Annotated in this window: 12 protein-coding genes and 1 pseudogene; 10 read left to right on the top strand and 3 right to left on the bottom strand. The window is 73.4% G+C overall.

Features of this window, described 5'->3' with window-relative positions:
- Positions 1-3 precede the first annotated feature (3 nt).
- From AB7J25_RS16070 to AB7J25_RS16025, 10 genes are all read left to right on the top strand, one after another.
- Positions 4-567, top strand: a complete 564-nt coding sequence (locus tag AB7J25_RS16070; RefSeq protein WP_428509761.1) for a nucleotide exchange factor GrpE — start codon at positions 4-6, stop codon at positions 565-567.
- 4 nt (positions 568-571) lie between these two features.
- Positions 572-1,537, top strand: a complete 966-nt coding sequence (locus AB7J25_RS16065; protein WP_428509759.1) for a DnaJ C-terminal domain-containing protein — start codon at positions 572-574, stop codon at positions 1,535-1,537.
- Between the two features lie 13 nt (positions 1,538-1,550).
- Positions 1,551-1,874, top strand: a complete 324-nt coding sequence (locus AB7J25_RS16060; RefSeq protein WP_428509757.1) for a chaperone modulator CbpM — start codon at positions 1,551-1,553, stop codon at positions 1,872-1,874.
- Positions 1,865-4,507 carry an ATP-dependent chaperone ClpB gene (gene clpB, locus AB7J25_RS16055; protein ID WP_428509755.1) on the top strand — a complete coding sequence of 881 codons (2,643 nt, stop codon included), beginning with the start codon at positions 1,865-1,867 and terminating at the stop codon, positions 4,505-4,507. The genes AB7J25_RS16060 and clpB overlap by 10 nt, the downstream gene beginning before the upstream one ends.
- The gene (trxA, locus tag AB7J25_RS16050) at positions 4,504-4,971 is read left to right on the top strand and encodes a thioredoxin (RefSeq protein ID WP_428509753.1); all 468 of its coding nucleotides are present in this window, start codon (positions 4,504-4,506) and stop codon (positions 4,969-4,971) included. The genes clpB and trxA overlap by 4 nt, the downstream gene beginning before the upstream one ends.
- Complete coding sequence (locus tag AB7J25_RS16045) at positions 4,968-5,387, top strand: hypothetical protein (protein ID WP_428509751.1); 420 nt, start codon at positions 4,968-4,970, stop codon at positions 5,385-5,387. Before trxA ends, AB7J25_RS16045 begins: the two co-directional genes overlap by 4 nt.
- Positions 5,384-5,668, top strand: a complete 285-nt coding sequence (locus AB7J25_RS16040; protein WP_428509749.1) for a UBP-type zinc finger domain-containing protein — start codon at positions 5,384-5,386, stop codon at positions 5,666-5,668. The genes AB7J25_RS16045 and AB7J25_RS16040 overlap by 4 nt, the downstream gene beginning before the upstream one ends.
- Entirely contained in the window at positions 5,665-7,371 is a 1,707-nt protein-coding gene (locus AB7J25_RS16035) for an FAD-dependent oxidoreductase (RefSeq protein ID WP_428509747.1), read from the top strand. Before AB7J25_RS16040 ends, AB7J25_RS16035 begins: the two co-directional genes overlap by 4 nt.
- A 14-nt stretch (positions 7,372-7,385) precedes the next feature.
- Positions 7,386-7,838, top strand: a complete 453-nt coding sequence (locus tag AB7J25_RS16030) for a DUF1931 family protein (RefSeq protein ID WP_428509745.1) — start codon at positions 7,386-7,388, stop codon at positions 7,836-7,838.
- 428 nt (positions 7,839-8,266) lie between these two features.
- Positions 8,267-8,485 (top strand): hypothetical protein, encoded by a 219-nt coding sequence (locus tag AB7J25_RS16025; RefSeq protein WP_428509743.1) that lies wholly within the window; start codon positions 8,267-8,269, stop codon positions 8,483-8,485.
- 37 nt (positions 8,486-8,522) lie between these two features.
- Here AB7J25_RS16025 and AB7J25_RS16020 read toward each other — a convergent pair.
- The 3 genes and pseudogenes from AB7J25_RS16020 to AB7J25_RS16010 form a co-directional block, all read right to left on the bottom strand.
- Positions 8,523-8,750: pseudogene (locus AB7J25_RS16020) on the bottom strand (transposase); the annotation flags it as partial.
- 773 nt (positions 8,751-9,523) lie between these two features.
- A complete protein-coding gene (locus tag AB7J25_RS16015) occupies positions 9,524-11,176 on the bottom strand; it encodes an FAD-dependent oxidoreductase (RefSeq protein WP_428509741.1) in 1,653 nt (550 codons plus the stop codon).
- A 124-nt stretch (positions 11,177-11,300) separates the two neighbouring features.
- The coding region (locus AB7J25_RS16010; protein ID WP_428509739.1) for an MOSC domain-containing protein at positions 11,301-11,895 on the bottom strand (595 nt) is incomplete at its 5' end.

The raw sequence follows: 11,895 nt of genomic DNA, 5'->3' as shown, positions 1-11,895 counted from the left end.
GCGATGACGAGCACACAACAGAACGGGCACGACGGGTCGGCCTCCGGCCCGTCGGTCCCGGCCGAGGGCGCGACGCAGGAACGGGAGGGCCGGACCCCGACCAGCGCGGACGGGCCCACCACCGAAGGCCCGACGGTCGCCGATCTCGAGGACCGGTGGCGGCGCGCCGCCGCGGACCTGGACAACCTGCGCAAGCGCTACCACCGCGATCTCGCGAGGGAGCGCGGCGCGGAGCGCGACCGGGTGGCGGCGGCCTTCCTCCCCGTCCTCGACAACATCGACCTGGCGTTGCGGCACGCGGAGGCGGATCCGGCAGCCATCGTCGCGGGCGTCCGCGCGGTGCGCGAGCAGGCGCTGGCACTGCTGGCCGCGCTCGGCTACCCACGCCAGGACGAGGCGGGCATGCCGTTCGACCCCGCCCGGCACGAGGTCGTCGGGATCGTCGCGCCCGAGGACGCCGGCGTTCCGCCCGGGGCGGTCGCGACGGTGGTGCGGCCCGGCTACGGCCCTCCGGAGCGGCAGCTGCGGCCCGCCTCCGTGACCGTCAGCCGGGCGCCGGGGGGGTGACCGGATGGCCCGGGACTACTACGAGGTGCTCGGCGTGTCCCGGAACGCCGGCCCCGACGAGCTGCAGCAGGCGTACCGGCGGTTGGCCAGGGCCAACCACCCCGACGTCAATTCCGACCCCGCGGCCGAGGAGCGCTTCAAGGAGGTCAACGAGGCTTACTCGGTGCTGTCCGACCCCGAGCAGCGCAAGCGGTACGACCGGTTCGGGGCGGACTTCCGGCGCGTCCCCGAGGACTGGGAGGAGCGGGTCGGCGCGGGCGCGGGCGGCTTCCGCTCGGGCGGCTTCCGCTCCGGCCACGCCCCGGGCGGGGGCTACTCCGAGGGGTACGACGACCGGGGGTTCGAGGGGTTCTCTGGCTTCGAGGGAATCGACATCGAGGACCTGCTCGGGAGCGCCTTCGGGCGCGGCCGCGGGCGCACGGGCCCGATCCACGGCGCCGACCAGGAGGCCGAGCTGCCGCTCACGGTGGAGGAGGCCTACCGCGGCGGCCGGCGGTCGATCACCCTGACCGGCACGTCGGGGCCGCGGAACTACACCGTCACCGTTCCGGCCGGGGTCACCGACGGACAGCGGATCCGGCTGGCCGGCGAGGGCGGGCGCGGCATCGGCGGCGGCGAAGCGGGCGACCTCTACCTGGTGGTGCGGCTCCAGCCGCACCACCGGTTCCGGGTGGAGGGCCGCGACATCCACGTCGACCTGCCGCTGGCGCCGTGGGAGGCCGCTATCGGGGCCACGGTGCCGGTACCCACCCCGGGCGGTGAGGCCAAGGTGACGGTCCCGCCGGGATCCTCGACCGGGCGCTGGCTGCGGGTGCGCGGCGAGGGGATGCCGAACCCGAAAGGCAGGCCCGGCGACCTGATCGCCGAAGTGAAGATCATGGTTCCGCCTCGGCTGACCGATCGCGAACGCCAGCTGTTCGCCCAGCTGGCGGCGGACTCGAGGTTCGACCCGCGGCGGGAGTCGCGGTGAAGGGCGGCCCGCGATGAGCACCCGGTACCTCCCCGTGCGAATTCCGAACCGTCTGCTGAGCCAGGAGCAGTTCGCGCGGCGCAGCGGCGTGCACCCGGAGTTGCTGCGGCGGTTCGTCGCGCTCGGCCTGGTCCGCGCGAGCCGCGTGCCCGACGGCTCCCTCTGGTTCTCACCCGACCAGCTGCCCGCGGTGGCCCGGGTCGAGCGGCTGCGCACCGGGCTCTCGCTCAACTACACCGCGCTCGGGCTGGTGATCGACCTGCTCGACCGGATCCAACAGCTCGAGGCCGCGCTGCGGCAGCGACACGACACCGACGGGGTACGGAGATGGAGCTGAACCGCCTGACCCAGAAGTCCCAGCAGGCGCTCTCGACCGCGCAGGACCTCGCGACCCGCGCGGGCCACACCGAGGTCGACGGGGAGCACCTGCTGCTCGCGCTGCTCGACCAGCCCGACGGGCTGGTCCCGCGGCTGCTCGCGGGTCTGGGGGTCGACCTCGGCCGGGTCCGTGGCGAGCTCGAGGCGGACCTGCAGCGCAAGCCGCGGACCACCCGGCCGGCCACGCAGCCCGGCCAGGTCTCGGTCACCCAGCGGCTCGCCCGACTGCTTGAGGCGGCCGAGCGCGAGGCCCGCCGGCTCAAGGACGAGTACGTGTCCGTGGAGCACCTGCTCGTCGCGCTCGCCGAGGAGGGCCAACGGACCTCGGCCGGGCGGCTGCTGGCGAACTACGGCGTCAGCCGGGACCGCTTCCTCGCCGAGCTGACCTCGGTCCGGGGGAACCAGCGGGTCACATCGGCCACCCCGGAGGTCACCTACGAGGCGCTGTCCAAGTACGGGCAGGACCTGGTGGAGGCGGCGCGGGCGGGCCGGATGGATCCGGTGATCGGCCGGGACTCGGAGATCCGCCGCGTGGTGCAGATCCTGTCCCGCAAGTCCAAGAACAACCCGGTGCTCATCGGCGACCCCGGCGTCGGCAAGACCGCGATCGTCGAGGGGCTGGCGCAGCGGATCGTGCACGGCGACGTCCCCGAGGGCCTCAAGGACCGGACGATCTTCGCCCTCGACATGGGCCTGCTCATCGCGGGCGCGAAGTACCGCGGCGAGTTCGAGGAGCGGCTGCAGGCGGTGCTCGCCGAGATCAAGGCGGCCGAGGGCCGGATCCTGCTGTTCGTCGACGAGATGCACACCGTGGTCGGCGCGGGCGCGACCGAGGGCGCGATGGACGCGAGCAACATGCTCAAGCCCATGCTCGCGCGCGGCGAGCTGCACATGATCGGTGCGACGACTCTGGACGAGTACCGCAAGCACGTCGAGAAGGACGCCGCGCTGGAGCGCCGCTTCCAGCCGGTGTACGTGGATCAGCCCACCGTCGAGGACACCGTTTCGATCCTGCGCGGACTGCGCGAGCGGCTGCAGGTCTTCCACGGGGTCCGGATCCAGGACGGCGCGCTGGTCGCCGCGGCGACGCTGTCCGACCGATACCTCACCGAGCGGTTCCTCCCGGACAAGGCGATCGACCTGGTCGACGAGGCCTGCGCCCGGCTCCGCACGGAGATCGACTCGATGCCCGCGGCGCTGGACGAGATCACCCGGCGGGTCACGCGGCTGGAGATCGAGGAGGCCGCGCTCGCGCAGGAGGACGACCCCGCGAGCAAGGCCCGGCTGGCGGACCTGCGTCGCGAGCTCGCCGACCTGCGTGCGGAGTCCGACGCCATGCGCGCGCAGTGGGAGGCTGAGCGCAACGCCATCCGGCGCGTGCAGGAGCTGCGGGCCGAGCTGGAGCAGGTGCGCCACGAGGCCGAGGAGGCCGAGCGAAGCTACGACCTCAACCGCGCCGCCGAGCTGCGCTACGGGCGGCTCGCCGAGCTGGAGCGCAGGTTGGCGGCCGAGGAGGAGCGTCTGGTCGAGAAGCAGGGGGCGCACCGGTTGCTGCGCGAGGAGGTGACGCCGGAGGAGATCGCGGAGATCGTCTCGGCATGGACCGGGATCCCCGTCAACCGCCTCACCGAGGGTGAGCGGGAGAAGCTGCTGCGCCTGGACACGATCCTGCACAACCGCGTCGTCGGGCAGGACGAGGCGGTCCAGGCGGTCGCCGATGCGATCATCCGGGCCCGGTCGGGGATCAAGGACCCGCGCCGGCCCACCGGGTCGTTCATCTTCCTCGGCCCCACCGGGGTCGGGAAGACCGAGCTGGCCAAGACGCTGGCCGCGGCGCTGTTCGACTCCGAGGACAACATGGTTCGGATCGACATGAGCGAGTACCAGGAGCGGCACACGGTGTCTCGGCTGGTCGGCGCGCCGCCCGGGTACGTCGGCTACGACGAGGGCGGCCAGCTCACCGAGGCGGTCCGGCGCCGGCCCTACGCGGTGGTGCTCTTCGACGAGATCGAGAAGGCGCACCCGGACGTGTTCAACACGCTGCTGCAGGTGCTCGACGACGGCCGGCTCACCGACGCGCAGGGCCGGACGGTGAACTTCCGCAACACGGTCGTGATCATGACGTCGAACATCGGGTCGCAGTACCTCATGGACGGCGTCACGGCTGGCGGCCAGCTCAAGCCGGAGGCCCGCGACCTGGTCATGGCGGAGCTGCGGGCCCACTTCCGGCCCGAGTTCCTCAACCGGGTGGACGACACCGTGCTGTTCACCCCGCTGGCGCCCGAGCAGATCGGCGAGATCGTCGACCTGATGCTCACCGAGCTGCGGATGCGGCTCGCCGAGCGCCGGATCGACATCGAGGTGAGCGATGAGGCGCGGGCGTTCATCGCCCGCGAGGGCTACGACCCGGTGTACGGGGCGCGGCCGCTGCGCCGCTTCATCTCGCGCGAGGTGGAGACCCGGGTGGCCCGGGCCCTCGTTGCCGGCGAGGTCGTGGACGGCTCCCGGGTGATGGTCGACGTCCGCGACGGCCAGCTCGTCGTCAGCCACGACGCCCCGACGCGGGTGGAGAAGGTGGCGGTGCCGGTATGACGGCCGGGACCTCCCGCTCGACGGTGGTCACCTGTCCCCACTGCGGAAAGCGCAACCGCGTCCCCGCGGTCGGGGACGGGGTGCCGAAGTGTGGCAGCTGCCACGGCCCGCTGCCGTGGATCGCCGACGCCGGGGACGACGACTTCGCCGAGGTCGCCGAGCGGGCGCCGCTGCCGGTGCTGGTGGACCTGTGGGCCAATTGGTGCGGCCCGTGCCGCATGATCAGTCCGGCCCTTGAGCGGCTGGCCACCGAGCGCGCGGGCCGGATCAAGCTCGTCAAGGTCGACATCGACCACGCCCCGCGGCTCGCGGAGCGCTTCGAGGTCCGCGCCGTGCCGACCCTGATAGTGCTGCGCGACGGCGCGGTCCTCGCCCGGCAGCCGGGCGCCGCGCCCGTCCCGGCACTGCGCACCTGGCTGGACGGGACGCTCGGCGACACATCCAACGAGAGGAGCACGACGTGAACCTGCGCGATCGGGCCTGGCAGCTGCCGCTGCGACTGAGCACCGGGGCCTACGTCCTGGATTCGGGCCTGCGCAAGTGGGGCGCCGACGAGGAGAGCGCGAAGCACCTGCACGGCTTCGCAAGCGGGGCCTACCCCTTCCTGAAGGACACGGACGCGACGACGTTCGCGAAGGCGCTCTCGGTCGGCGAGGTGCTGATCGGAACGGCGCTGCTGGTCCCGATGGTCCCCGCGACCGTGGCCGGGCTCGGGCTGCTCGGCTTCGGCGCTGGCCTGCTCGGGCTCTACGCCCGCACGCCGGGCATGCGCCGCCCCGGCTCGCCGTTCCCGAGCCAGGACGGGATGGCGCTGGCCAAGGACGCCTGGCTCGCCGCCATCGGAGCAGCGCTCGTGGTCGGCGACCGGAGCCGGCGGTGACAGCGCGGTACGCGGTCCCCGACCGGGTCGCCGACCCGCACGTCGCCTGGATCCGTGACGTCGCGCCGCGCACGCCGCAGGGCTGCGAGGAGTGCCTGCGGATGGGCACGCCGTGGGTGCACCTACGGATGTGCCTGACCTGCGGGCACGTCGGCTGCTGCGACTCCTCGCCGATGCGCCACGCCCGGACGCACGCCGGGGTCATCGGGCACCCGATCGTGCAGTCGATGGAGCGGGGGGAGCGCTGGCGGTGGTGCTACGTCGACGAGAGCTTCGCATGACACAGACGACAAAGCCTGCCCCGCCCGACCTCGACCGGCTGCTCGCCTCCGTGCCCGACGGGGAGACGCCCGACCTCAGCGGCGCGTTCCCCCGGCTCGACGAGCCGCGGATCCGCGCGCTGTCCGCCCTCGGCGAGCGCAGGCGGGCCAGGCGCGGCGAGGTCCTGGTCGCCGAGGGCGCCCCCGACGACGCGTTCCGTGTCGTGCTGTCCGGGCGGGTCGCGGTGGTGGAGGCGTTCGGCAGCCTCGAGCAGCGGGTGGTGCGGGTGCACGGGCCGGGGCGGTTCCTGGGCGACCTCGGCCTGCTCACCGGGCAGGTGTCCTTCGTGACCTACGTGGCGGCCGAGCCGACCGAGCTGCTCGTCGTCCCCGCCGACCGCTTCCGCGCCCGCTGCGTCAACGAACCGGCGTTCGGCGACGAGATCCTGCGGGCCTATCTCCTCCGGCGGACGCTGGTGATCGCGGAGGGGGCGGGGTTCCGCATCATCGGGTCCCGGTTCTCCCCCGACGCCCACAGGCTGCGGGAGTTCGTCTGCCGCAACCGGCTGCCGCACCGGTTCGTCGACGTGGAGTCCGACCCGGCTGCGGAGCACCTGCTGCGCGAGCTGGGCATTCCCCCGGCGGAGACGCCCGTCGTGGTCTGGCGCGACCGGGTGCTGCGCAACCCCGAGCCCGCCGAGCTGGCCGCGCTCACCGGGCTCCGCTCCGCTGAGGGCGGCGTCGACGTGTTCGACCTCGCCGTGGTCGGCGCCGGGCCCGCCGGGCTGGCCGCCGCCGTCTACGGCGCCTCGGAGGGCCTCACCACCGTCCTGTTCGACGGGATCGCCACCGGCGGGCAGGCCGCCACCTCGTCGCGGATCGAGAACTACCTCGGGTTCCCGGCCGGGATCTCCGGCGGCGAGCTCGCCGACCGGGCCGTGGTGCAGGCCGAGAAGTTCGGCGCGAACCTGTCGGTGCCCGCCGAGGTGGTTGGCCTGGAGGTCGGCGCCGACGGGCACCACCGCCTGCGCACCGGCGACGGGGCGACGATCGCCGCGCTCGCGGTCGTCGTCACGTCCGGGGCCCGGTACCGGCGGTTGCCCGTACCGCGGCTGGAGGAGTTCGAGCCGACCAGCGTGATCTACGCGGCGACCGTGGTCGAGGCGCGGATGTGCGCGGGCGACCCGGTGGTGGTCGTGGGCGGCGGCAACTCGGCGGGCCAGGCCGCGGTGTTCCTCGCCGACTACGCGGGCGCGGTACGGCTCGTCGTGCGCGAGCGCAGCCTCGACGAGAACATGTCCCGCTACCTCGCCGACCGGGTCTTGCGCGACTCCCGCATCGAGGTGCACCTGCACACCGAGGTGCGCGAGCTGGCCGGGGAGCGGGGCGCCCTGGAGGCCGTTGTGGTGGAGGGCGACGACGAGGACGGCATGCGCACCACGCTGCCCGCCCGAATCCTGGCCGTGTTCATCGGCGCCGCCCCGTCCACCGGGTGGCTCGACGGCGCGGTCGCGCTCGACGACCGGGGCTACGTCCTGACCGGCCGCGACGCCGGGCGGGACGACGGTGCGGACCGCCCGCCGCTCCTGCTGGAGTCCAGCGTAGCCGGGGTGTTCGCCGCTGGCGACGTCCGCAGCGGGTCGGTGAAGCGCGTCGCCTCTGCGGTGGGCGAGGGCGCGATGGCCGTCCGGATGGTGCACGAGTACCTGGCCTCGACGCGATGAAGGGAGGCGGATCAGTGACGCGGCCGACGGGGATCCCGCTGTTCCAGCGCTTCTTCCGCGAGGTGGCGAGCCTCGACATGAACAAGGACGACCTGCGCCGGTACCGGCGCTTCGTCGACGAGATGATCGACGACATCGCGGTCACCGGACGCAACTCGGCGAAGTGGAACGGCCGGGACGTGATCGCCCCGCAGGACCTGCCGATCACCAAGGGCCTGCAGGAACGGATGCGCGAGTTCGACGGGCTCGACGTCGCCGACGAGGTCCGCGAGCTGCTGCGCGCGACGGTGCGCCGCCCGCCCGGGGACGTTACGTTCGGCGAGGACACCGAGCGGCTGCTGCCCGAGCTGTTCGGCGGGCTGAGCATCGCGCTGGCGCGCTCGTTCCGGATCCTGGACCCGCGGCTGGTGCGCCCCGGGGCCGAGCACTGGGACCGGGCGTTCGCGGTGTTCGAGCTGGTCTACTGACCCGGGAGAGGGAATGTCGGATCGGGGGTTCCGGGACCGCGGGACGCGGGACGGACGCTGGCGGCCTGCTCCAGCACTACCGGGGCAGCCGGACGTCGTGGTCCTCCGGCTGCCCCGGGGCGGTGTCCCGGTGGCCTACGAGATCGCCGACGCCCCCTGTTCGAGGAGCGCGGCGTGCTGGAGCAGGTCGCCGGGCTGGCGCGGGACTGGTTCCTCGCCCACCTCCGGTCCGCCGAGCCGGGAACGGACGGATCATGACGGTCAGGCTGAACAGGAGGGCGTTCGACCACGCCCGCGATCTGATCATCTCGGGGTCGTGCACGTTCGACGACCGCGACGCGTGGAGTGAACCGGCCCTCGGCACAGCGGGAGAACGCGTTCGTCGAGGAGCCCGGGATCGGGGAGTATGCCAGGTGGTACCTCGGGGGATGACGAGGGAGGACCCGGAGCGGAAGGGCCGCTACATGTACCCGTACGGCGACGTCGAGAAGGTCCACCACTGCGGGCTGCTGGCCGCCGAGTCGCGCGCGGGACAGCGCACGTACCACGACATCGCGTCTCGCGGTGGCCCACCTGCATGGCATGGTCGAGGCGCTGCGGCGGAGGCGGTTGCCGCCGGCCGGTACGCCGCCGGTACCGGCCGGTGACGTCATCGGACTGCGGCCTCCTCGCCATGCCGTCGCCGACCTGGTCGGTGATCGTGGAGATGGTCTGCCGCGACACCTGGGCGCCGTAGACCTCGGCGAGATGGGCCTGCACCTCACCAGTGGTCAGGCCCTTCGCCGACAGCGAGATGGCCAGCTCGTCCACCCCGGAGCGCCGCTGCCGCTACGCGACGATCTTCGGCTCGAAGCTGCCGTCGCGGTGACATGGCACGCCGATCTCGACGGGCCCGACGTCGGTCAACATCGTTCCCCGGGGGTTGTGTCGCAGCCTACGTCCACGCCGGTCTGCGTTGTCGCCGACACGATCGTGCGCACGGTCGAGCTTGGGGTGACGATCACCGACGCCGCCCTCGACGGGGAGACGACGGTGGTGTTCGGCAACCTGGTCACGACCGGGCCGGGTCGTTGCCCTGGGTGTGGGGCCGCGGGGCCTACCGCGACACCGTCGATCTACTCGGCTGCGGTGCTGGACCGACTCGTGGCCTTGTTGCCCGTGGTGCGGATCGCGCTGCCGCGCAGCGACCGCCCGCGGATCGTGCCGCTCACCGTCGACCAGGTCCGCCTAATCGCCGAGGAGGTACCCGACCGCTGCCGCGCGATGGTGCTCGCACAGACCGGTGTCGGGCTCCGTGGTCGCTGTTCTACGGCCCGCAGAGCGGCAGGCCCTACCTGCACCCTACGTATACCGCACGCATCATCGCGCAGGCCGTGCGTCGACTGGTCCCGGCCGTGCCAGCGGGCACGTCGAGCCATGATCTTCGACATCACTACGCGTCCGTGTTGCTCGCCGCGGGGGAGTGGGTCGTGGCGGTCTCCGAACGGCTCGGGCATGACGACGCGACGATGGTTCTGCGGGGTGTACGGCCACCTACTTCCCGATCTTGAGGACCGTACTCGGCGGGCCGTGGACGATGCCGATGCCCGGGCGCAGCCTCGTGCGGACCTCATGCGGACCTCATGCGGACCGAGGATGAGGCGTGAGCGCGTTTCTGCAGGTCAGCGGCATGTTTTGGGCGGGGATCATTGCTCTTCCAGGTAGCGGTGCACCAGCGTGACGGCCATCGCGCCCTCGCCGACCGCCGACGCCACGCGCTTCACCGACGCCGCCCGCACGTCGCCCGCGACGAACACCCCGGGCACGCTCGACTCCAGGTAGTACGGCTCGCGGTCCAGCGGCCATCCGGCGGGCGGGCGCCCGGCCACGACGAGGTCGGGCCCGGTGCGGACGAAGCCGCGCTCGTCGCGCTCCACGACGCCGTCCAGCCAGTCCGTGCGGGGTGCCGCCCCGATGAAGATGAACAGCGCCGCCGCGTTCACCGCCTCGGTGCCGTCTGGGCCCGCGAGGACCAGCTGCTCCAGGTGCCCGTCCCCGCGCGCCTCGCACACCTGCGTGCCGGTGCGCACCGTGACGTTGTCGATGCCCTCCAGCTGCCGGATGAGGTAGTGCGACATCGACGCCTCCAGCGACGGGCCGCGCACCAGCAGCGTGACGGTCTTGGCGTAGCGGGAGAAGAACACCGCGGCCTGGCCCGCCGAGTTGGCGCCGCCGACGATGTAGACGTCCTGGCCCGCACAGGCGGGGGCCTCGGTAGCGGCGGAGCCGTAGTACACGCCGCGGCCGGTCAGCTCGGCGATCCCGGGCGCGACGAGGCTGCGGTAGGCCACGCCCGTGGCGAGCACGACGCTGTGCGCGGCGATCTCGCTGCCGTCCGCGAAGCGCACCACCCGCGCCGAGCCGCGCGGCTCCAGCGCCACCACGTCCCGGACGGTGAGCACCTCGGCGCCGAACTTCGCCGCCTGCCGCCGCGCCCGGTCCGTGAGCTGGGAGCCCGAGACGCCGTCCGGGAAGCCGAGGTAGTTCTCGATCCGCGAGCTCTGCCCGGCCTGCCCGCCCGTGGCCTGGCGCTCGACGAGCACCGTGCGCAGGCCTTCCGACGCGCCGTACACCGCCGAGCCCAGCCCGGCCGGGCCGCCGCCGACGATCACGAGGTCGTAGAAGTCCGAGATCGGGGTGGTGGTGAGCCCGACGGCCGCCGCCAGCTCGGACTCGCTGGGGCAGCGCAGCGCCGTGCCCTCGGGGGTGATCACGACGGGGACGTCGTCCGGGGACGCGCCCGCGGCGGTGCACAGCCGCAGCCCCTCGGGGTCCTCGACGGAGTACCAGCGGTAGGGGACGGAGTTGCGGGCCAGGAAGTCGCGCAGCGCGAACGCCTCGGCGGACCAGCGGTGGCCCACCACGCGCGTCTGCTCGATCGCGCGGACACCCGTCAGCCGCCACGTCTCGATCAGCGCGTCGACGACGGGGTAGAGCTTCTCCTCGGGCGGCTCCCACGGCTTGAGCAGGTAGTGGTCGACGTCCACGACGTTGATCGCCTGGATCGCGGCGTTCGTGTCGGCGTACGCGGTGAGCAGGGCCCGGCGGGCGAGCGGGGCGATGTCCATCGCCTGCTCCAGGAACTCGATGCCGTTCATCTCGGGCATCCGGTAGTCGGCGAGCACCGCGGCCACGGGCTCGCCGCGCAGTACCAGCTCCCGCAGCGCGTCGAGCGCGTCCGCACCGGACTCCGCGCGGACCACGCGGAACTCCTCGCCGTAGCGGCGCCGCAGGTCGCGGGCGACGGCGCGGGAGACCTGCGGATCGTCGTCGACGGTCATGAGCACCGGCTTGGGCATGCAGGGACTCCTCGCGGATCGCACGGGGCGGGCCTGGCGGACAGCGGCGGCCGCGCAGCGTCGACGCTAGTCCGCCCGCACGGGCGGCGGCAGCCGACGGCGACGTTACGCCCCGGCCGGGGCGTCAGGCGGGGATGAGCTCGTCGCCCACGCGGACCGTCCCCGGCCGGGTCACCGATCCGCCGACCGCGAGCAGCCCGTCGCGCTCGCGGTGGATCCGGCGCAGGATCTCGCGGTCCACCGCGATGCCGCCGGGCTGGGCGCGGGTGACCATGACGCAGCGCGACACCGGTTTCGCGACGTCCACGGCCGCCTCGCCGATGCGCACGACGCGGCCGACCAGGTCGTCCTCGCCCTCGCCGCCCGCGAGGACGACGTTCGCCCGGAACCGCCGCTGCGGCTGTCCCGCCAGGGTCGCCAGGGAGACGAGGGTGACCACCACGCTGTCGTGGAAGGCGCCCTCCGCACCCCGGAACGCCGCCCACGACGCCGGCGCCTCGGTCTCGGTGTCCGACGGGTTCTCGTAGCGGCGCTCGACCACCTCCTCGGCGGCGCGCAGCGCCACGGGGCGGCCCAGCCAGTCCGAGAGGACCGCGTCGTCCACGGTGACGGTGCCGTCCGGGAGCACGATCTCGACGGCCGGCTCGGCGCGGTCCGCGACGAGCCGGGCCGAGGCCCAGAGCAGGGCGGGCAATCGGCGGGCGGTGAGGCCGAACCCG

The organism is Pseudonocardia sp. (assembly GCF_050246655.1).
GTDB lineage: Bacteria > Actinomycetota > Actinomycetes > Mycobacteriales > Pseudonocardiaceae > Pseudonocardia.
The sequence above is the reverse complement of the archived record's forward strand: the minus strand, read 5'-3'. Positions and strand labels throughout refer to the sequence as shown.